The following is a 19,973-nucleotide window of genomic DNA, read 5'->3' as shown; positions in this document are numbered from 1 at the left end:
CTCGTGCGTCGGATACATTGCAATTCTTAAAATTGAATCGCATAGCTAAGCAATTTAATCGACGTGGTTATTGAGGTTGTTTCAAAGCTGTTTCGGATCGATCTTATGTTTAAAGCCGGCGGAATGCCGGATGATCGAACACGGCCAGTTGCGCATGAGACGACGACGGGAGTCAGGATATGGAGAAGAGGTAGACGATGGGCGAGACGGCTGAAATAGGCGCGCCGGTTCGGGCGATCATCGCGGACGATCATCCGCTCGTCCTGTTGGCGATCGAGAATCTGATGAGCGGCTACCCCAACATGGAGGTGGTCGGCCGCGCGCTCGACGCGACGGAGCTTTTTGCCGAGGTCGAACGCACGGGCTGCGACCTCGTGCTCATGGATCTCTACATGCCAGGCGGCGCGGACGGCAGTGGCATCGAGGCGGTTCGCCAGTTCAGGCGGCGTTATCCCCATGTCGCGCTCGTCGTGCTCACCATGGAAACGGAGGCCGCGGCGCTGCAAAGCGTCCTCGCGCTGGGCGTGCATGCGCTGATCAGCAAGCGCGACCGCATCGATCTGATCCACGTGGCGATCGTCACGGCGCTCGCGGGCGAGTCGTATCTGGGGCCGGCCGTGCGCGCGCTCATTGCCGAGGCAACGGCCATGCAGCGTCTTGACTTCGTGCGTTCCGTGTTGTCGCGGCGCGAGCTCGAGGTGTTCACACAGTACGCGTCGGGGCTCGGCGTCACGGAAATTGCCGGCCGGCTGGGGCGCAGCGTCAAGACCATCAGCGCGCAGAAATGCACGGCCATGCGCAAGCTGGCGCTGCACAGCGACGCCGAACTGTTCCGTTTCGCTGTCGAGCACGGCGTGGTGTCCGAGGCGCGCGCCGAAGGTCGCTGACCTGCGGCGCACGTGCAGACAGAGGTTGCGCGCAGCCGGCGCGGCCAGCAAACCAATGCATTGGCGTTGTTCGGGGGAAGTACTTTTTGTACTCGGCAAGCCAGTCGATCACATAAGAAAACAATGACAGAGAAAATGCGCGTTATCGTGGCGGACGACCACGACTGGATTCGCGTCGGCGTGACGAGGTTGTTGCAGGCCGCGCCTGGCGTCGAGATCGTTGGCGAGGCCTGCGATACGCATGGCCTCGCCAGCCTGCTCGACAACTGCGAGTGTGACGTCGTCATATCCGACATCGGCATGCCCGGACTGGACGGCGGCAGCAATGCAGTTTCGTTCCTGCGTCGCGTGTTGCGGGGCCGCGTCCATCCGCCGGTTGTCGTGCTCACCATGACCTCTCAGGCGCACATGCTGTCGGGGCTTCTGCATCTGGGCGTCAGCGCTATCGTCGACAAGCGCGACACGGCCGCTGCCTTGATCGACGCGATTCAGGCAGCCATGGCCGGAGACGTCTATCTGTCGGAACAGGTACGCATCGTGATGAAGACGACAGAGGCGCCGCCGCAACCGCGTGCCGGTGTCCTGAGCGCGCGCGAATGGGAAATATTTCAGCTTTATGCGCAAGGCTTCGCGGTGCACGAAATTGCCGCGCGCGTTCAGCGCAGCGGCAAAACCATCAGCACTCAGAAGCGTACCGCCATGCGCAAGCTCGGCCTCGAAACCGAGTCCGATCTTGTCGACTACGCGCGGCAGATCGGTTTGATCTAGCAGAATCGTGCGACCACTCGCGCCTATCCCCAGCTCGCAGTCCCGAAATTAGGAGTCTTCTGATTGGTCGAGACGCCTTGCCCCTCCATAGTTGCGAATTAGCTTCGGCATTTGCGGACGTTGGCCTCATCGAAGCAGTGATTTCTTGAGGCCGCGCCGGGCAAAGCCGGGAACTTGAGGCGGGCGCCTGGCGCAAATCACGCGGCGCCGTCTGCTTTGCATAGCGACAGGAGGGCGGCATGGCCGTGCTAGGTAAGCGGTTGTTGGTCGAGGGTGTGGGTACCGCATGGCTTGTGTTCATCGGCTGCGGCAGTATCGTATTGAACACGGGCGCCGTTCAGCAGGGATACGGCGTACTCGAGGTCTCGCTGGCATTCGGTGTTGCGCTCGCCACGGCGAGCTACTGGTTTCGCGAAACCTCCGGCGCCCATTTCAATCCGGCCGTCACGGTCGGCTTCACCGCCGCGCAACGGTTTCCAGTCAAAGACCTGCTGCCCTACATTGCCGCGCAGATTCTCGGCGCGGTGGCAGCCGCGGCGCTCCTCGTCTATGTGGCGAACGGTCGCCCCGGCTTTGACATGGGCGCGAGCGAATTCGCGGCCAATGGCTTCGGCGATCACTCGCCTGCCGACTACAAGCTGCACTCGGCGCTCGTCGTCGAATTCGTGCTGTCGTTCGCGTTCGTCATGGTGAGTCTCGTCGTGGCCAAGCGATACAAGGCGGAGCCTGGCGGCCCGATGGTGGTCGGCGGATGTCTCGCGCTGATCTATCTGGTGTCGATTCCGGTGACCAACGGCTCGGTCAATCCGGCGCGCTCCACGGGGCAGGCACTGTTCGTCGGCGATTGGGCGCTCGACCAGCTGTGGCTGTTCTGGGCGGCGCCCATGTCCGGGGGCGTGCTGGCCGGCTTTCTGTTTTCGTTCCTTGGCGGACGATCGGACCAGCCCTCCGCTGCGCTGGCCGACGGGCACAGCGAAGCCGCCTGAGCCGTGCCGTGTCGCTGAATTTCATCGCCATGCGCTTGCAGACGGCTACGAGAGCGCGCGTGCTGCGGCGTGCGTGGATGTGGCTCGCCGGGCTCTGTCTGCTCGCTGCGGCGCAGTTGGCGGCCATCGCACAGCCGTTCGGCGAACCCGCGGCACGGCAGACGGCCGGCGCCTTTCCGCAGCACATCACCGTCGGCGTCCTCGCAGACAACTGGCTGCCGTTCGACTCGCTGCAGGACGGCCGGCTGAGCGGAATGAGCGTCGATTACCTGCGCGCGCTCGTCGGGCCGGGCGTCGCGATCGAGCCCAAGGCCTATCCTGACATGCCGCAACTGATCGCCGCCGCATGCGCGGGCGAAGTGGATCTCGTGATGAGCCTCGCCCGCACCCCGGAGCGCGAGCGTTGCATCAGTTTCACGGCGCCGTATTTTCGCGCGTCGACGTCGGCGGTGGTCCGTCGCGACAGCGACATGTACGAGGGTCCGGCGCGCATTGCAGCGGCGTCCATTGCAATCGAGAAGGGCTTTGCGCTCGAGCGCTCCTTGCGCGAGCGCTTTCCGCATGCGCAGATCAGCGCGTTCACGTCGACGCACGCCGCGCTCGCTGCCGTCGCCCATGGCGACGCCGACGTCTATCTCGGCTTTACGCCGGCCGTCCAATATGCGCTCGCGACGGAGGAATTCCGCAATCTGCGCGTGGCATTCGAGGAAACCACCAAAAGCGCGGAACTGCGTTTCGGTGTGCCGCGCAGCCGGGCCACATTGCGCGACAACCTCGACCGCGCGCTGGCCTCCATGAATCAGGCCGACGAAACGGCGATTCGCGTGCACTGGCTTTCCGGCAATTTCGGCGTGAAGCCTGAGCTTGCCACTTCGCGTCTGGAACTCACGCAGCAGGAACGGGCCTGGCTGCGATCGCTGCCGCCGTTGCAGGTCGGCTTCGACAGCAGTTGGCCGCCTTTCAGCTATATCGACACGTCCGGGAGCCCCGCCGGCGTGACCTCCGACTACCTCGCCTACCTGAGCCGCACGCTTGGCGTCGTGTTCAACCGCGCGCGGCAGCCCGACTGGCCGAGCACGATCGAAGCCTTCCAGCGCGGCGAACTTGCGGTTCTCACCACGGGATCGAGCAACGATCCACGCCTCGCGAAGGCGCGGCATACGCGTGCGTACGAGAGCTATCCACTCGTCATGGTCGGGCGCGACGACGAGCCCGCTGCGCGTGCCCTCAGCGATTTCGCCGCGCGGCGCATCGTGGTGTCGTCGCATGTCGCCGGGGTCGACCCGCTTGCCTTTCAGCGCATTCCGAAGAACCACGTGGTCATCGCGCCCAGCCTCGACGAGGCGCTGCGCATGGTGGCGTCCGGCGAGGCGGACGTGGTGGTGGAAAACGTGGCCGCGGTGGACATCGTGCTCAAGCGCCAATACGCCGGCGTGCTGAAGATTCTCGGCACCGTCGGCGAATCGGATGCGCTCGACTTTGCCGTGCGCCCGGATCTGAGCCCGCTCGCCGGGCTGATCGACCGCGCGCTGCTGGCCATGCCGCCCGCCGAGAAACAGCGTATCCGGCAAAAATGGGTGACGGGCAATGCGGCCGGTGTGGGCACATGGAGCGTTTCCGCGGTGCGTCTGCTGCCTGTGCTTATCGGCATCGGCGTGGCGTTGCTCGTTACGTTGCGCGCGTATCTGCTTCTGCAGCGCGAAGTGCGCCGCCGCAAGAAGACGGAGCGCGAGCTCGCGCTGCAACTGAACTTCCAGGAAACCATGATGCAGATGGTGCCCTATCCGCTCGTCGCCAAAGACCTGCAAGGCCGCTATATCGCCGTCAACGGTGCCTATGAAGAAGCGTGCGGGCTCGGCCGCGAGGCAGTTCTCGGGCGCACCACCATGGAGGTGCAGACGTGGGGCGAGGCCAACAGCCGCGTACTCGACCAGATGCGGCTCGACTTGCTCGAAGGCGGCGACATGGCTCAGGTGGAGCTTCAGTTCGAGCGCAGTCCCGGCGATGTGCGGCATGGCCTGTTCTGGACGAGCATCTGCCGCGGCAACGACGGCCAGCCGGTGTGTTCGCTCGGCACCATGGTCGACATCACCGATATCCGGCGCGCGGAAATGCGTGCGCGCGATACCGAGCGGCGGCTATTCGACGTCACGCGCTCGTTGCCCGCGGTGGTGTTCCAACTGCGACGCACGGCGGACGGCGCCTATTCGTTCCCCTACATCGGCGGTGCGCCAGGACTTCTGCTTCGCCAGGGGCGGACGAGAGACGCTTGCCGCGAGCACGCCGATTTCGAACGCATCTGCGAAGAAGACCGTGCCTTTGTGATGGCCGAGCTCGAGCGTTCGGCGCGGCTCGAGACGCCCGTGCTCGTCGAATTTCGTCTCGGTCCCGAGCAGGAGTTCAAATGGACCCGCGCGGAAGTGGTGCCGCGCCGCGAGGCGGACGGAAGCGTCGTGTGGAGCGGCTATTGGGTGGACGCGAGCGTCGAACACGCGCGTGCCGAGGAACTCGCTCGCGCGCGCGACGTCGCCGAGGCCGCTTCACGCGCCAAAGACGACTTCTTTGCCATGATGAGCCACGAAATCCGCACGCCGATGAACGGCGTGCTCGGCCTCGTCGAAGTGCTGGAGCGCACGCCGCTCAATGCGGACCAGGGCGAAATGCTCGGCATGATTCACGAGTCGGCGGGCGCGCTGCTGCAAATTCTCGACGATCTGCTCGACTACTCGAAAATCGAGGCGGGGCGCCTGACCATCGAGGCGGAGCCCATCGACCTGCGCGAACTGGTTGACAACGCGGTGGGCCTGCTCGCCGGGCGCGCGCACGAGAAGGGTCTGAAAGTCCGCGTGGACATTGCCTCCGACGTCGCCGCCACGCTGCGCGGCGACAGTGTGAGGTTGCGGCAGGTGCTCTTCAACCTGCTCGGCAACGCGATCAAGTTCACGCCCGCGGGCCAGGTGGACGTGAGCGTGGCGGTCGTAGCGCAAACGGGCGAGCTTCAGACCATCGAGGTGATTGTGGAAGACACCGGCATCGGCATCGCAGCCGATGTTCAGGCGAAACTCTTCGAGCCGTTCGTGCAGGCCGAATCTTCCACCACGCGCCGCTTCGGCGGTACCGGCCTCGGTTTGACCATTTGCCGCAAGCTGATCGAATTGATGAACGGCTCGCTCGCGCTGGAAAGCGAACCGGGCCGCGGCACGCGCATGACGGTGCGTCTCGGCATGCCGGTCGAGACGCGAGGCTATTCGGTGAACGGCTTGCGCGGCAGGCGCGGTCTCGTCGCGATCAACGACGCGCGAGTCGGCCAGGCGCTCGTCCATTTCGGGCAAGCGCTGGGGCTCGAACTGCGCCACATGCCTGCCGATACTGTCGAACTGCGTTGCAGCGCCGCGCTCGGCGGCATCGATCTGCTGTTCGTGAGCGAGGACGTGAGGTTGCCCGCCAACGTCAGACACAACGTGCGGGTCATATCGCTCACGGAAAAAGCGAAGCCCACGGGTTACCGCGTTCTCGAAGACAATGTGCGCCTCAGCATCAATCCGATATCGTGGCGCGGGCTCGGGGCCGCGTGCGCGGCGGCCATGACGGGGCTTCAGTCCGTGCCGGCGCCGTCGGTCGGAATGTCGCGCACACCTGAGCGGATCACCGCGCCGCCGGACCGCGAGCGGGCCATCGCGAGCGGCCGGCTGATCCTTGTCGCTGAAGATCATCCGGTGAATCAGGAGCTGATTCGGCATCAGCTCGCGCTGCTCGGTTTCGCGTGCGACGTCGCCAACGACGGCGCCGAAGCGCTGGCCGCGCTCGAGCACACCAGTTATGGATGCCTGATCACCGACTGCCATATGCCGAACGTGTCCGGCTATGAGTTGACGCGTCGCATCCGCGAGCGCGAGCGCGAGCAGGGCGGCGCGCAGCGTCTGCCCATTCTCGGCGTGACCGCGAACACCGCGCCCGAAGACTTGCGCCTGTGTCGCGAAGCGGGCATGGACGAGAGTCTCATCAAGCCGACGCGCCTAGCCACGCTGCGCGAGTATCTGAGCCGCTGGTTCGGCACGGACAGCGCGTGGCAGGCCGCGCCGGCCGAGACCGCCGACGCAGCTGACATTGCCGGGTCTTCGGCAAAGGCCGCTGATCCGTTCGTCCCCGTCGACCTCGGTCAGATGACGCAACTGTGGGGCAGCGAATCCACGGTGAAGGCGTTGCTCGATTCGTTCGTCTCTTCCGTGCGCGAAGACATTCAGTCGCTCGCGCCGTTGCTCGAGAACATGGACGGGGTCCGCGTGCGCGAGTGGCTTCATCGCGTGGCGGGAGCAGCGAGCGTGCTGCAGTATCCGCCGCTGATCGGCGCGCTGGACGACTATCGCCGCCTGATCCTCCGTTCCCCGGAGCGCACGCGCCGCGACGGACTGGCGCTCATCGACAGATGCAACGCGATGCTCGACGGCATCGAGCAGCAAGCCGCGCTGCTCGCCTGATCGTTTCGCTCTCTGCGGAGACTCGCATGCGCGAGACAACCTCCGTCAACCGCATTGCAATGAAGCAGGGCAAAAAGCCGAGGCGAAAAAAAACGCGGCCGAAGCCGCGTTAAAGATTTGGAGACATCCCTCGATGAAGGAGTCACTTCTCGCGAGCCCAAAGCATACCCGGGATCGCGCGGATAATTCATTACAGAATCTGCAAATAACCGTTTCAAAAGTTCGCAACAGGCGCGCCAAGCGGCGCGCCGCCACGCAGACGTCGACGCGCTTTCCTCGGCCGACGTGCTCCGACGTTTTGCACTAGTATGTGATGGCTTCGCCGCCGGCCCACAGGTCGACGGGTCGGCGCTGGGGCGCAACGAGTCGGAGAAGACCATGATTACGCTAAAAAAACTGAATCTGGCGGTGGCTGTGTGGGCGGCAATGGCGGGTGTGGCGTTGGCGGACACCGTCGCCTTGAAGGCAGACCTCGAACCCTCCAGCGAAGTGCCGCCTCGTGTGAGTCACGGGCACGGCGCACTGAATGCAACTTTTGACACGTCGACGAAATCGCTGCAATGGACGGTCAGCTACGAAGGGCTGAGCGGCCCGGTAACAGCCGCGCATTTCCACGGCCCGGCGCCCGTGGGGCAAAACGCGAAAGTGCAGGTGCCCATCGACAAGAACGCGCTCGCGAGTCCGATTAAAGGCTCGGCCGCGCTCAGCGAACAGCAGGTCACCGACCTGATGGCGGGTCAGTGGTACTTCAACATTCATACCGCGCAAAATCCGACCGGCGAAATTCGCGGGCAGGTCTTGCCGGCAAACTGACACGTCCGGAAAAATCGCAAGAGTCGCGCCGCGCCGCGTGTTTGGCGCGCGCCGCGGCCGCGGCTTTTTCGAGATTAGAAGCCGCCGTCCATCGGCGCAGCGGCCAACGCACGTACCATGAGGGGACATTTCCGAAGGAGCATGTCCCGATGAGTTGGCAAAGCGCACTGGCGTGCTGGTTTTTGCGCAGGCAGTTTCGCCCTCGAACGCTGCATCCGCAGATCGACGTGAACAAGGCGCGCGCATTGACGGCAAAGCGCGTCTGGTCGCCGGATGTGCCGCGCGGCTGGCGTCTGCGGCAGCTGAATGGCGCCGACGGCAAGCCGCGCGGAGAATGGATCGAGCGCGTGGGCGCCGAGCCCGCAGCCGGCCCGCAAGCCACGGTGTTGTACTGCCACGGCGGCGGCTATTACTTCTGCTCGCCGCGGACCCATCGGTCGATCGTGTTCGGCCTCGCCACGCGTGCAAACGCGCCGGTCTTTTCGCTCGACTACCGCCTCGCGCCCGAGCACCGTTTTCCTGCCGCGCTCGACGATGCAACCGCCGCCTACCGCCAGTTGATCGCCGACGGCACGCCGCCGCGGTCCATTGTCATTGCAGGCGATTCCGCGGGCGGCGGCCTTGCGCTCGCGGCGCTCGTCGCGCTGCGCGACGCGGGCGACCCGCTGCCCGCGGGCGCGCTGCTGTTCTCGCCGTGGACGGATCTCGCGGCAACGGGCGCGAGCATTGTCGAGAACGATGGCGCCGATCCGATGTTCAGCGGTCCGGCAATCGCACGAGCCGCCAGGGTCTATCTCGGCGACATGCCGGCCACGCATCCATATGCGTCGCCGGTTTACGCGGATTTGCGCGGCTTGCCGCCGCTTTTCATGATGGCGGGCAGCACCGAAGTCCTGCTCGACGACTCGCGGCGCGTCGCGGCCAACGCGCGCGCGGCGGGTGTCGATTGCGAACTCGAGGTCTGGAACAAGATGCCGCACGTGTGGCCGCTGTTCACGCCGTTCATCCCCGAGGCGAATCGCGCGCTCGACCGCGGCGCCGCCTTCATCCGGCGCACGACGAGTCGCGCCGCCCATGCCGCTCAGGCGTCGAGCGCGACGTCGATCGTCTGATACGCGGCCTTCACGGTCTCTTCGCCGTACTGCCGTTCAAGCCGCCGCACGGTGAAATGGCCGTGCGCGACCTGCTGGAAGTGGTCGATGAACACCGTGTTGACCATTGCGCCGAGCACCGCGCCGATCGCCGGAATGGACTTCGCGGCGATCTGCTCGCTGACCTGCACGGAGAAGCGCGCGGCGATCGTGTTGACGAGGCGCAGCAGGGCGGCGGAGCCGTGCGTGGTGAAACCCTTCGTCGCGACTTCGGACGACGCTTTCGATACCGCCTGCGCAAGCGCGCCGCGCATGATGAAGTAGCCGTAGTCAGCGTCGTCGTCCGCGCTCGAGGTGCCGCCCATGCCCAGCACCGTCAGGCACTGGAGCTGCGTGTCGATCGACTTCAGGTCCTCGCCTTCGCTGCGCGCCACGTCGCAAATCGAGCGGAACATCAGCGTCGTCGTGACCGGCAACTCGACGGGCAGCGCGAAGAGGCCGAACGCGCCGCCGGCCGCGCCGGTCGTGGCCACCGCGAATTTATGCAGCAGGTTGCTCGGCTTCTCGGGCGTGACGAGCGACGAAGCGCCGTCGCGCCGGCCGAGCGTGCGCAGCGCGATGGACAGGCACTTGCGCAGCGCCAGTTCCGTCGCGTCCGCGACCTTTTCGTTGGCGAACGCGGGCATGCGCGCAATCAGCTTCTCCAACGGCGCACCGACGATGCTCGCCAGTTTCATCGTCAGTGCGGGGCTTTCCAGTTCATGTTTCGCGCGGCACAGCGCGGCCAGGTCTTCTTCAGACAACGATTGTGCTGTGAGCGAACTCGGCTCCATGTGCCTCCCAGGCGTCATGTGAAATGCATTCTTCAGTCGAGCGAGGCGCGGCGTAGCGCCTTTCGACGTCCTGCTTAGAGCCCGCATGCGTGGTATGATTCCCAAATCGTTTGACGCGTCAACTGTTGCTATATCAAAAATGGCTGTTCATACCGCCGCCCATCATTCGAGTGGGCAAGTCTTGCCGTTCCGGGAATCGCTGCTGGCGATGCTCGGCATTTCCTTCGTCACCATGCTGGTCGCGCTCGACCAGACGGTGGTCGGCACCGCGCTTCCCACCATCGTCGCCGAACTCAAGGGTTTCGAGCTCTATGCATGGGTGGCCACGTCGTATCTGCTGACTTCGGTGATTACCGTGCCGATCTTCGGGCGGCTCGGCGATTACTACGGGCGCAAGCCGTTCGTGATTGCGTCCATCGTGGTGTTCACGGGCGCGTCGGTGCTTTGCGGCGTCGCCAACAACATGCTGTTCCTCGTGCTCGCGCGCGGCCTGCAAGGCATCGGCGGCGGCATGCTGGTCGGCACCGCGTTTGCCTGCATTCCGGACCTCTTTCCGGATTCGGTCGTGCGTTTGCGCTGGCAGGTGCTGATGAGCTCGGCGTTCGGCATTGCGAATGCCGTCGGACCGTCGCTCGGCGGCTTCCTGACTCAGTACTACGGCTGGCGCTCGGTCTTTTATGTGAATCTGCCGGTCGGCATCCTGTCGCTGTTTTTCGTCTGGCGCTTCCTGCCGCATCTGCGGCACGTCGAACATAAGGGCAAGATGCGGCTCGACTGGCCCGGCGCCGCGCTGATCGCCGTGGCGCTCGGCTCGCTGCAACTGTTCGTCGAATTGCTGCCGAAACATGGGCTCACATGGGGCGCATGCGCGCTGCTCGTGCTGAGCGTCGCTTCGGCGTATGCGCTGTGGCAGTGGGAAAAGCGTTGCCCCACGGCGATTCTTCCCGTCGACATGTTCCGCAACCAGAGCCTCGCCGCGCTTTTCACGCTCGCGGTGCTCGGCGGCTTCACGATGTTCTCGCTGCTCTTCTACGCGCCGCTGCTGTTCCAGGGCGGCTTCGGCATGTCGCCGAAAGAAGCCGGTGTGGTGATCACGCCGCTCGTCGTGTTCATCACGATCGGCAGTATCGCCAACGGCCGCGTGGTCTCGCGCGTGCGCAATCCGAATCTGATGCTGTACGTCGGCTTTGCGCTGGTTGCGCTGTCGTGCCTCGGCGTGGTGGTGGCCGCGCGCTCCATGCCGCATTGGCTGCTCATGTCGTTCATGGTGCTCGGCGGCCTCGGCCTCGGTTTTGTCATGCCGAACCTCACGATCTTCGCGCAACAGACAGCCGGCCGGGAGCATCTCGGTATTGCAACGGCGCTGCTGCAGTCTCTGCGGATGATCGGTGGCATGATCGGCACTGCGCTCACCGGAACGCTCGTCGGCCATATGTACGCGAGCGGCGTGCGCAGCGCGCTCGAAAGCGATCACGCCTCGCAATGGTTCGGCGACCTCGGCGATCCGCAGATTCTGATCAACCACGAAGCGCAAGCCAGCCTGCTCGGCCAGCTGGCGCACGCGGGCCATAATGGCGCAATGCTTCTCGAGACGGCGCGCGAGACGCTCGTCGCCGCGATTCATTTCGGTCTCGCGATGGCGGCCATCGTCGCGGTCGTGTCGGTATGGCAAAGCCGCCGTGTTCCGCCGATCAAGCTCCAGCGCAAGCTCGAGCCGGTGATCCACGCGGATTGATTTTCGATTTCAGCGATACATAACCCTTATGGAAGAACAGGACCGCGTCGCCGTCATGCAGCAGTTCGGCCGCACCTATCGTGCGTTCATGTCGGCCTTCGAGGCGCAAGTCGGCCACCCGTTGCCGCGCTGGCGCATCATGCTCGCGCTGCATGAGCAGGCGGGCGAGTCGTCGCAGAAGCGGCTTGTCGAACAGTTGCGGGTCGATCCCGGCGCGCTGACTCGCCAGTTAAAAGCGCTCGAAGGGCTCGGCTGGGTCGCCCGCAGCATGGACTCGCGCGATAACCGCGTGACCAATGTGCGCCTGACCGAAGCGGGTCTGTCCGCCACCGAAGCGAGCCTGCCGCGCCGCAACGCGTTCTTGCACGACACGATGGCCGCGCTGCCGGACGACGCGCTCTGCGCCTTGTCCGGTGCGTTGAAAATGCTCGAAGCGAGAATCGGCGAAGTGGTGTCGGCGGCTAACGTCGAAGAAACGGCCGGAGAAAAGCTGGGCTAAGCGGTGGCCGAGCAGTCGGCCAAACGGTCGGCTTAAGCGCTCGGCAACACGGTCGGCTGAAGGGTTGGCTAAACGGCCGGCTAAACGGCCGGCTAAAGGGTCGGCTAAAGGGTCGGCTAAAGGGTCGGCTAAACGGTCGGCTAAACGGTCGGCCAAACGCCCCGCCAAGCGGTCGGCCAGACGCGCGCCGGGCCGGCTACAACGAGGCGCGCCAACCGCGGCAGCCCGCGCGCGGCATGCGGCCCGCGCGCGGTCAAAACCGTTGGAACAATCAGAAGAACGTCTCGATCACTTCCGTGACGCGGTAAGCCGGATCGACCACCAGCACCTGGCGCCATTTGTCGAACGTGAGGCACGGGTGCGAGATGTCGAATGCGATCATGTCGCCCACCTTCAGATCCGCGCCGGTGGGAATCCGCATGTACGCGTGCTGATCCATCAAGCCGAAGACTTCCCAGCCTTCGCTCGCGGCGATGTCGCGCGGCGCCTGATTGCCCGGCCGGTAATGGCGCGCCGGCTCCGGCAGACCCGCGTCGAATGCGGAATCGCGCTTGCCGAGGCCGATGATCGCGCGGTCCGGCTCCGGAATGGACTGCACGTAGGCCCACAGTTGCAGCGCAGGCAAGAGGCCTTCGCCCATTTTCTTCGCGACGGGATTGCGCGCGAAGATGTCGGTCTGCGCCTTACGGTAAATGCCGACGTCATGCGTCAGATAGCAGCCGGGGCGCAGCACGACTTCGACCTTGCCGGACTGCGACGCCTTCACGAATTCCTCCGCGACCACGTCGTACCATGCCGAGCCCGCGCCCGACAGAATGGCGGGCGTGCGCTCGAAACGCCCCGCGTCGACGAGCGTGCGCGTAACCGCGACCGCGCCTTGCAGAAATTCGCGGACTTCGTGCTCTTCCTTCAGCACGCCTTCATACAATTCGACGCCCGCAAGTTTTAGCACGCCAGGGTAGCGGGCGATTGCGTCGAGCACGGCATTGCGCTGTGCTTCGTCACGCACGCCGGTGCGCCCGCCCGGCACGCCCAGTTCGAGCAGCACCTGCAGCGGCTTTTTCACCGACGTGAAAAAACGCCCCAGTTGCTCGACGCCTTCCACTGAATCGACGAGACAGAAGAACTCGAAATCCGGGTCGCTCAGCAATTCGGCGACCATCATCATGTTGCGGCGGCCCACCAGTTGATTGGCCATCAGCACCCGCGAGACGCCGCCGTGATAAGCCGCGCGAACCTGATGCGCGGTGGCGAGCGTGATGCCCCACGCGCCGGTTTCCAACTGACGGCGGAAGAGTTGCGGCGCCATGGTCGTCTTGCCGTGCGGCGCCAGCTTCACGCCGTATTCGGCGACGAAGGCCTGCATCCACTTGAGGTTGTGCTCGATGCGGTCCGCGTAGAGCACGGCGGCGGGCAGGCTCACGTCTTCGTCCAACAGATTCCACTCCAGACGCGCCGCGTCCGTGAGCTGGATGCTCGCGCCCGGAACCATGCCCAAGCCCTTGCTATAAGGATCAATCGTTGCGCCCTGATAGTTTGTAACTTTCATGTCTCCTGCTCCATCGTCCGGTTAAATTGCATCGAGGTTGACTTTACCATGTTACCGAAAGTACGATGGGCAGAGAAATGTTATTTAGTACCACGGTTTCCATCGCATTCCGCCGGCCCGGGCAGCCATGAACTCCACCGCCGAACCGCTGACTTTCGACATCGTCGCGCGCATTGCCGAGTGCGCGCCGGAGCTGCGCTCGGCCGAACGCAAGGTGGCCGCGCTGATTCTCGACGATCTGATGGGCGCCTCGCGCGCCAGCATCGGCGCGCTGGCGGAGCAGGCGCAGGTGAGCGTCGCGACCGTCACGCGCTTTGCGAAGGCGGTGGGCTGCCGCGACGTCCGCGAATTGAAGCTGCGGCTCGCGCAGGCCGCGGCGGTCGGCCAGCGCTTCTTGCAGGCCGGCACGCCCGGCGACGCACCGGAGCCCATCGCGACCCGCGTGTTCGACGAATTGCAGACGGCGCTGGCGCACAACCATCAACTGCTGCGCCAGGCGCCGTTGGCCGAAGCGGCCGCCGCGCTGCGCGCCGCGCGCATGATTTATGTGTTCGGCATGGGCGGCGGCTCCACCGCGCTCGCCGACGAAATGCGGTTCCGGCTCGTGCGCCTCGGGCGACCCGTGGCCACGTATCAGGACGGCCTGTTGCAGCGCATGGTCGCGAGCACCGTGTCGCGCGATACCGTGCTGATCGCGCTGTCCACGACCGGCCGCGTGCCGGAGATGGTGGAAAACTGCCAGATCGCGCGCAGCTACGGCGCGACGGTGATCGCGCTGACGGCGCCCGCGTCGCCCCTCGCACGGCTCGCGGACTGGCTGATTCCGATTGTCGCCTTCGAGACCGACTTCATTTACAAGCCGTCGTCGTCGCGCTACGCGATGATGATGGCGCTCGATGTGCTCGTCACCGAACTTGCCGTCAGTCAGGGTGACGAGAGCCGCGAATTGCTCCGCCGCATGAAGCACGCACTCGACACGCACCGCGGCGGCGGCGATCGACAACCCTTGGGTGACTGATAGGAGACTGATCCATGCACTCGCATCCCGAAGCCGCCGATACCCTGATTGTCGGCGCGCAGCTGTATGACGGCACGGGCGCGCCGCCTGTCGAGCGCGATGTCGCGATCCGCGACGGGCGCATCGTCGCGATCGGCAATCTGTCGAACTGGCTGGCCGAAGACGTGATCGAAGCGGAGGGGCGAGCGCTCGCGCCGGGCTTTATCGACGTTCACACGCACGACGACACGCATGTCATCCGCTCCCCGCAGATGCTGCCGAAGATCACACAAGGCGTGACCACGGTGATCGTCGGCAATTGCGGCATCAGCGCTTCGCCGGTCGCGCTGAAGGGCGATCCGCCTGATCCGATGAACCTGCTCGGCGAGCGCGACGCGTTCCAGTACCCGACTTTCGCGGACTACGTGAAGGCAGTGAACGCTGCGCGTCCTGCGGTCAACGTCGGCGCGCTGATCGGCCACACGGCCTTGCGCAATAATCACATGGACCGCCTCGACCGCGCGGCCACGCCGCAGGAAATCGAAGGCATGCGCGCGCAGCTCGAAGAGGCGCTCGCGAACGGCGCGCTCGGCCTGAGTTCGGGACTGGCGTACGGATCCGCGTTTGCCGCGCCGACCGAAGAGGTGATGGCGCTCGCCGAGCCGCTCGCCGCCGCCGGCGCGCTGTACACCACGCACATGCGCACGGAATTCGATGCGATTCTCGACGCGATGGACGAAGCGTATCGCGTGGGCCGTCACGCGCGCGTGCCGGTGGTGATCTCGCACTTGAAGTGCGCGGGGCCGTCGAACTGGGGGCGCAGCGAGGAAGTGTTGAAATCGATCGAAGGCGCGCGGCGCATGCAGCCTATCGGTTGCGACTGCTATCCGTATAACCGCAGTTCGTCGACGCTCGATCTGAAGCAGGTCACGGGCGACATCGACATCACGGTGACGTGGTCCGAGCCGCATCCGGAAATGGCCGGCAAGCTCGTCAAGGACATTGCCGCCGAGTGGGGCGTCACGCAGCAGGAAGCGGCACAGCGCCTGCGGCCGGCGGGTGCGGTGTATCACAACATGTCGGAAGACGACGTGCGGCGCATTCTCTCGCATCCGGCGACGATGGTCGGCTCCGACGGCTTGCCGAACGATCCGCTGCCGCATCCGCGTTTGTGGGGCGCCTTTCCGCGCGTGCTCGGCCACTATGCGCGGGACGCCGGTTTGCTGCCGCTCGAAGAGGCGGTGCGCAAGATGACGAGCCTGTCCGCACGACGCTTCGGTCTCGCGCAGCGCGGCGAGGTGCATATCGGCTATCACGCCGACCTCGTGTTGTTCGACCCGGCGAAAGTGCGCGATGCGGCGACCTTCGAGAAACCGCAACAGGCGGCCGACGGCATCGACGCGGTTTGGGTCAACGGCGTGCTGACCTACCGCAACGGCGAAGTCACGGGCGAGCGCGCCGGACATTTCGTGGCGCGCGGCGCGGCGTCGAAAGGCGACGCCACCGGCGCGTTCTGACGGGGCTGGGGCAACCGGTCTAGCGAATCCCGATTTATGAAGGCGCGCGGCGCGACGGCTGCGCGCGTCCAATCTTTAAGGAGCGTAATGATGAAGCGATATGGCGTTGAAGGCGGTAAAGGAACGGGCGGCCAGCACATGCCGTTTGCACGTGCAGTGGAAGCCGACGGCTGGCTGTTTGTTTCAGGACAGACGCCGATGGAAAACGGCGAAGTGATCAACGGCGGCATCGTCGAGCAATCGCACAAGGCGATTCAGAACGTGTTCGCCATTCTGAAGGAAGCCGGTTACGGCGCAGAGCACGTGGTGCGTTGCGGCGTGTGGCTCGACGATCCGCGCGACTTCGCGTCGTTCAACAAGGTGTTTCGCGAATACTTCGGTGACAATCCGCCGGCGCGCGCATGCGTGGTTTCGTCGATGGTGATCGACTGCAAGGTCGAAGTGGATTGCGTCGCCTACAAGAAGCCGGCGGCCTGACGCGCCTGGAGGTTCGCCGCGGGGCGTGACCGAAGCACGTCCGCGGCGAAAAGGCTTCAACGAGTGCTTATTGCCGCGCGAGACGCATGTTGTCCGGCATCGGCAGGTTGTAATTGGTGCGAAACGGGTTGATGTCGAGCCCGCCGCGCCGCGTGTAGCGCGCATAGACCGCGAGCTTGACCGGGCGGCACGCGTTGAGCACGTCGATAAAAATCCGTTCGACGCATTGCTCGTGAAAGCCGGTGTGATTGCGATACGAAATGATGTAGCGCAGCAGGCCTGCATGATCGATCTGCGGCCCGACGTAGTGAATCTGCACGCTGCCCCAATCCGGCTGTCCCGTCACCGGGCAGTTCGATTTCAACAGGTTGGAGAACACCGTTTCCTCGACGGGGGCTTCGTCCAGCGCCGCTTTGAGCAGCGAAGCGTCGGGCGTGTAGACATCCGCGTCGAGATCGAGCCGGTCGAGCGGCGTGCCCTCGAATTCTTCCATCCGCAATTTGGCGAAATCGTGCGGCGCGGTCAGATAAACCGAGACCGTCGAGCCGCAGGACGCCGACACGTCGCGCTTGATCGTGTCGCGCACCGCTTCGATGGAGTCGAACGCGGTCTGCGCAAACGAGCCGAGATAAAGCTTGAACGACTTGGATTCGACGATGTTCGGCGAATCCGCCGGCACGAAGAAGGTGGCCACCGCGATCTGCGGTTTGCCGCGCTGATTGAGCCACGACAGCTCATACGCGTTCCAGATGTCCGTGCCGAAAAACGGCAATTGCGCGCCGATGCCGATCGCGCCGCGCGCGTTGCCGCGCGCAATCGGAAAGAGCAGCGAGGCGTCGTACTGTTCGGTGTAAGTGGAGGCCTTACCCAGCGGTGATTGTTCGGGTGTCATGATGCGTTCACGATGCCACTCAGCACATGCCCGGTCGCCGTCACGACACGGGCCGACTCGCAGTGGCCAATTTGGTCGTCGAAGAAAAAGTCAGGCTCGAACTCGCGCAGAAATGCGCTCTTGTCGAGGCCGCCCAGAAACATCGCTTCGTCGATTTCGATGTTCCAGGCCATCAGCGTTCGGATGGCGCGCTCGTGCGCGGGCGCCGACCGTGCCGTCACCAATGCCGTACGAATATGCATGGGCGCGGCCTGATCCGCGAGCTTTTGCAGCCGATGCAGCGCTTCGAGCAAAGGCTTGAGCGGCCCGTCGGCAAGCGGCAGATTCCTGTTGTGCGTCTCATGGCCGACGAAAGCCCGCAAGCCGTCTTTCTGGAACACGCGCTCGGCTTCGTCGGAAAACAGCACCGCGTCGCCGTCGAAAGCAATGCGAATTTCGTCCGGATACTTGCTCGCCATTTTCGCCGATTCCGGCAACACGCGTGCGGCCGGGAAACCGGCGGCGAGCGCATCGCGCACGTCGTCCTGATTCGCGGACAGAAAGAGCGACGCGTTCAACGGCTTCAGATAGCCGAACGGCGCGCGGCCACGCGTGAAGACGCCGCGCTCGATCGCGAGTCCGTGCTCGCGGCACGAATGAAACGCGCGCAATCCGCTGATCGGATCGCTGCGCGACAGAATCACCACTTCCACGCGATGGCCGCCCGCATTCAACGCGAGCAGCTTGCGGATCAGCGGAAACGCGACGCCCGGCTTCGCGGGCACGGTAAGCCGCGCGCGCTGCAGCGCTTCATAGGCCTGAAGGTCGCCTTCCTCGTAGACGCGGTTTTCTTCCTCGAAGTCGAAGAGCGCGCGCGAGGAAATCGCCACCACCAGTTTGTCGACAAGCGAAAGAGCCATCTGCGGTGTCAGGTTCGTTGCAGTCGTATTGCAGTCGTTCAACCCAGGAACAGCCGATACACCGGATTCTCCGTCTCTTCCCAATACGGATAGCCGAGCGTCGCGAGAAAGCGCTCAAACTCCGCGTTATCGGCTTCCGGCACCTGAATGCCGACGAGAATCGAGCTGTAATCCGCGCCCTGGTTCCGGTAGTGAAAGAGGCTGATGTTCCAGTCGGGCGCCATCGACGATAAAAACTTCATCAGCGCGCCGGGCCGCTCCGGAAACTCGAAGCGAAAGAGGCGCTCGTCATGCGCGAGCGGCGAGCGCCCGCCCACCATGTAGCGGATGTGCTGCTTGGAGAGTTCGTCGAAAGTCAGATCGACGGTGGCAAAACCATGCGCCTCGAATGCGCCCGCGATCTGCGCGGACTCGCTGCGGTTGCGGATCTGCACGCCCACGAAAATATGCGCGGACTCGGCCTGCGCAATGCGGTAATTGAATTCGGTCACGCTGCGCGTGCCGACCAGTTCGCAGAAACGCTTGAAGCTGCCGCGCTCCTCGGGAATCGTCACCGCGAACACCGCTTCGCGCGCCTCGCCGACTTCGGCGCGCTCGGCGACAAAGCGCATGCGGTCGAAATTCATGTTCGCGCCCGAGGTGATCGCGATCAGCGTCTGGTTCTCGATGCCCTCGCGCTCCGCGTACTGCTTCGCGCCCGCGACCGCGAGCGAGCCCGCCGGTTCGAGCACGCTGCGCGTGTCCTGGAAGACGTCCTTGATCGCGGCGCACAGCGCGTCGGTGTTCACGAGCAGCAGGTCGTCGAGATACTCGCGGCACAGCCGGAAGGTTTCCTCGCCGACGAGTTTCACCGCGGTGCCGTCGGAAAAGAGGCCCACTTCGTTGAGCGTGACGCGCTCGCCGGCCTTCAGCGACGCGGCCATCGCGCACGAATCGTCGGTCTGCACGCCGATCACCTTGATTTCGGGCCGCACCGATTTGACATAGGCCGCAACGCCCGCCGCGAGTCCGCCGCCGCCGATCGGCACGAAGATCGCGTGAATCGGGCCCTGATGCTGGCTGAGGATTTCCATCGCCACGGTGCCCTGGCCGGCGATCACATACGGATCATCGAACGGATGCACGAACGTGAGGCCGCGCTCTTCCTGGAGCTTGACCGCGTGGCCGTAGGCGTCGCTATACGATTCGCCGAACTGCACGACTTCGACCGTCGGACCGCCGTGCGCGCGCACCGCGTCGACCTTGACCTGCGGTGTCGTGACCGGCACCACGATGATCGCCTTCACGCCCATGCGTGCCGCCGACAGCGCCACGCCCTGCGCATGATTGCCCGCCGACGCGGTGATCACGCCGCGCGCGAGCGCCTCGGCCGGGATGTGCGCCATCTTGTTGTACGCGCCGCGTACCTTGAACGAGAACACCGGCTGGTTGTCCTCGCGCTTCAGATACACCGGATTGCGCAGACGCGCCGACAGATGCGGCGCGCGTTCGAGCTCGGTCTCGTGGGCCACGTCGTAGACGCGCGCGGTGAGGGTTTTTTTCAGGTAGTCGT

At 64.7% G+C, this 19,973-nt stretch carries 16 protein-coding genes; 11 read left to right on the top strand and 5 right to left on the bottom strand.

Annotated elements, in window-relative coordinates; all coding sequences use genetic code 11:
* Nucleotides 1–197: 197 nt before the first annotated feature.
* From ACEN8U_RS11960 to ACEN8U_RS11935, 6 genes are all read left to right on the top strand, one after another.
* Nucleotides 198–887, top strand: a complete 690-nt coding sequence (locus ACEN8U_RS11960) for a response regulator transcription factor (RefSeq protein WP_015001575.1) — start codon at nt 198–200, stop codon at nt 885–887.
* A gap of 123 nt (nt 888–1,010) precedes the next feature.
* The gene (locus tag ACEN8U_RS11955; RefSeq protein WP_310105037.1) at nt 1,011–1,655 is read left to right on the top strand and encodes a response regulator transcription factor; all 645 of its coding nucleotides are present in this window, start codon (nt 1,011–1,013) and stop codon (nt 1,653–1,655) included.
* 239 nt (nt 1,656–1,894) lie between these two features.
* On the top strand, nt 1,895–2,641 hold the full coding sequence (gene aqpZ / locus ACEN8U_RS11950) for an aquaporin Z (protein ID WP_041744899.1): 747 nt from the start codon (nt 1,895–1,897) through the stop codon (nt 2,639–2,641).
* Between the two features lie 8 nt (nt 2,642–2,649).
* Nucleotides 2,650–7,119 carry an ATP-binding protein gene (locus ACEN8U_RS11945; RefSeq protein ID WP_310105040.1) on the top strand — a complete coding sequence of 1,490 codons (4,470 nt, stop codon included), beginning with the start codon at nt 2,650–2,652 and terminating at the stop codon, nt 7,117–7,119.
* 378 nt (nt 7,120–7,497) lie between these two features.
* The gene (locus tag ACEN8U_RS11940; protein WP_015001579.1) at nt 7,498–7,932 is read left to right on the top strand and encodes a CHRD domain-containing protein; all 435 of its coding nucleotides are present in this window, start codon (nt 7,498–7,500) and stop codon (nt 7,930–7,932) included.
* 149 nt (nt 7,933–8,081) lie between these two features.
* Nucleotides 8,082–9,044 carry an alpha/beta hydrolase gene (locus tag ACEN8U_RS11935; protein WP_015001580.1) on the top strand — a complete coding sequence of 321 codons (963 nt, stop codon included), beginning with the start codon at nt 8,082–8,084 and terminating at the stop codon, nt 9,042–9,044.
* On the opposite strand, the gene ACEN8U_RS11930 is transcribed toward ACEN8U_RS11935, so the two are convergent.
* Entirely contained in the window at nt 9,014–9,856 is an 843-nt protein-coding gene (locus ACEN8U_RS11930; RefSeq protein WP_310105047.1) for an EcsC family protein, read from the bottom strand. The genes ACEN8U_RS11935 and ACEN8U_RS11930 overlap by 31 nt on opposite strands.
* A 139-nt stretch (nt 9,857–9,995) precedes the next feature.
* Here ACEN8U_RS11930 and ACEN8U_RS11925 point away from each other — a divergent pair, with 139 nt between their 5' ends.
* Together ACEN8U_RS11925 and ACEN8U_RS11920 are read left to right on the top strand one after the other, a co-directional pair.
* Complete coding sequence (locus ACEN8U_RS11925; RefSeq protein ID WP_310105050.1) at nt 9,996–11,591, top strand: MDR family MFS transporter; 1,596 nt, start codon at nt 9,996–9,998, stop codon at nt 11,589–11,591.
* A 28-nt stretch (nt 11,592–11,619) separates the two neighbouring features.
* Nucleotides 11,620–12,090 (top strand): MarR family winged helix-turn-helix transcriptional regulator, encoded by a 471-nt coding sequence (locus tag ACEN8U_RS11920; protein WP_013587083.1) that lies wholly within the window; start codon nt 11,620–11,622, stop codon nt 12,088–12,090.
* A gap of 271 nt (nt 12,091–12,361) precedes the next feature.
* On the opposite strand, the gene ACEN8U_RS11915 is transcribed toward ACEN8U_RS11920, so the two are convergent.
* Nucleotides 12,362–13,639, bottom strand: a complete 1,278-nt coding sequence (locus ACEN8U_RS11915; protein WP_015001583.1) for an amino acid deaminase — start codon at nt 13,637–13,639, stop codon at nt 12,362–12,364.
* 127 nt (nt 13,640–13,766) lie between these two features.
* Here ACEN8U_RS11915 and ACEN8U_RS11910 point away from each other — a divergent pair, with 127 nt between their 5' ends.
* The 3 genes from ACEN8U_RS11910 to ACEN8U_RS11900 all read left to right on the top strand — a co-directional run bounded on the left by ACEN8U_RS11910 (nt 13,767) and on the right by ACEN8U_RS11900 (nt 16,630).
* The gene (locus ACEN8U_RS11910; RefSeq protein WP_015001584.1) at nt 13,767–14,657 is read left to right on the top strand and encodes a MurR/RpiR family transcriptional regulator; all 891 of its coding nucleotides are present in this window, start codon (nt 13,767–13,769) and stop codon (nt 14,655–14,657) included.
* A 14-nt stretch (nt 14,658–14,671) separates the two neighbouring features.
* The gene (locus tag ACEN8U_RS11905) at nt 14,672–16,153 is read left to right on the top strand and encodes an N-acyl-D-amino-acid deacylase family protein (RefSeq protein ID WP_015001585.1); all 1,482 of its coding nucleotides are present in this window, start codon (nt 14,672–14,674) and stop codon (nt 16,151–16,153) included.
* Nucleotides 16,154–16,243: 90 nt separating this feature from the next.
* The gene (locus tag ACEN8U_RS11900) at nt 16,244–16,630 is read left to right on the top strand and encodes a RidA family protein (RefSeq protein WP_013337998.1); all 387 of its coding nucleotides are present in this window, start codon (nt 16,244–16,246) and stop codon (nt 16,628–16,630) included.
* Nucleotides 16,631–16,697: 67 nt separating this feature from the next.
* On the opposite strand, the gene queF is transcribed toward ACEN8U_RS11900, so the two are convergent.
* From queF to ilvA, 3 genes are read right to left on the bottom strand one after another with little or no spacing between them, the layout of a single operon-like run.
* A complete protein-coding gene (gene queF / locus ACEN8U_RS11895; protein WP_015001587.1) occupies nt 16,698–17,522 on the bottom strand; it encodes an NADPH-dependent 7-cyano-7-deazaguanine reductase QueF in 825 nt (274 codons plus the stop codon).
* Nucleotides 17,519–18,421, bottom strand: a complete 903-nt coding sequence (locus ACEN8U_RS11890) for a 5'-nucleotidase (RefSeq protein WP_310085660.1) — start codon at nt 18,419–18,421, stop codon at nt 17,519–17,521. The genes queF and ACEN8U_RS11890 overlap by 4 nt, the downstream gene beginning before the upstream one ends.
* Before the next feature lie 38 nt (nt 18,422–18,459).
* Nucleotides 18,460–19,932, bottom strand: coding sequence for a threonine ammonia-lyase, biosynthetic (ilvA, locus tag ACEN8U_RS11885; RefSeq protein WP_413658307.1), 1,473 nt, complete (start codon nt 19,930–19,932; stop codon nt 18,460–18,462).
* Nucleotides 19,933–19,973 lie beyond the last annotated feature (41 nt).

The organism is Paraburkholderia phenoliruptrix, from assembly GCF_047325075.1.
GTDB classification, from domain to species: domain Bacteria; phylum Pseudomonadota; class Gammaproteobacteria; order Burkholderiales; family Burkholderiaceae; genus Paraburkholderia; species Paraburkholderia phenoliruptrix.
The sequence above is the reverse complement of the archived record's forward strand: the minus strand, read 5'-3'. Positions and strand labels throughout refer to the sequence as shown.

Bases quoted from the DNA above. Each gene is read 5' to 3' on its own strand.
- ACEN8U_RS11960 (WP_015001575.1), top strand. From the start codon at position 198: ATGGGCGAGACGGCTGAAATAGGCGCGCCGGTTCGGGCGATCATCGCG.
- ACEN8U_RS11955 (WP_310105037.1), top strand. From the start codon at position 1,011: ATGACAGAGAAAATGCGCGTTATCGTGGCGGACGACCACGACTGGATT.
- aqpZ (WP_041744899.1), top strand. From the start codon at position 1,895: ATGGCCGTGCTAGGTAAGCGGTTGTTGGTCGAGGGTGTGGGTACCGCA.
- ACEN8U_RS11940 (WP_015001579.1), top strand. From the start codon at position 7,498: ATGATTACGCTAAAAAAACTGAATCTGGCGGTGGCTGTGTGGGCGGCA.
- ACEN8U_RS11935 (WP_015001580.1), top strand. From the start codon at position 8,082: ATGAGTTGGCAAAGCGCACTGGCGTGCTGGTTTTTGCGCAGGCAGTTT.
- ACEN8U_RS11930 (WP_310105047.1), bottom strand. From the start codon at position 9,856: ATGGAGCCGAGTTCGCTCACAGCACAATCGTTGTCTGAAGAAGACCTG.
- ACEN8U_RS11925 (WP_310105050.1), top strand. From the start codon at position 9,996: ATGGCTGTTCATACCGCCGCCCATCATTCGAGTGGGCAAGTCTTGCCG.
- ACEN8U_RS11920 (WP_013587083.1), top strand. From the start codon at position 11,620: ATGGAAGAACAGGACCGCGTCGCCGTCATGCAGCAGTTCGGCCGCACC.
- ACEN8U_RS11915 (WP_015001583.1), bottom strand. From the start codon at position 13,639: ATGAAAGTTACAAACTATCAGGGCGCAACGATTGATCCTTATAGCAAG.
- ACEN8U_RS11910 (WP_015001584.1), top strand. From the start codon at position 13,767: ATGAACTCCACCGCCGAACCGCTGACTTTCGACATCGTCGCGCGCATT.
- ACEN8U_RS11905 (WP_015001585.1), top strand. From the start codon at position 14,672: ATGCACTCGCATCCCGAAGCCGCCGATACCCTGATTGTCGGCGCGCAG.
- ACEN8U_RS11900 (WP_013337998.1), top strand. From the start codon at position 16,244: ATGAAGCGATATGGCGTTGAAGGCGGTAAAGGAACGGGCGGCCAGCAC.
- queF (WP_015001587.1), bottom strand. From the start codon at position 17,522: ATGACACCCGAACAATCACCGCTGGGTAAGGCCTCCACTTACACCGAA.
- ACEN8U_RS11890 (WP_310085660.1), bottom strand. From the start codon at position 18,421: ATGGCTCTTTCGCTTGTCGACAAACTGGTGGTGGCGATTTCCTCGCGC.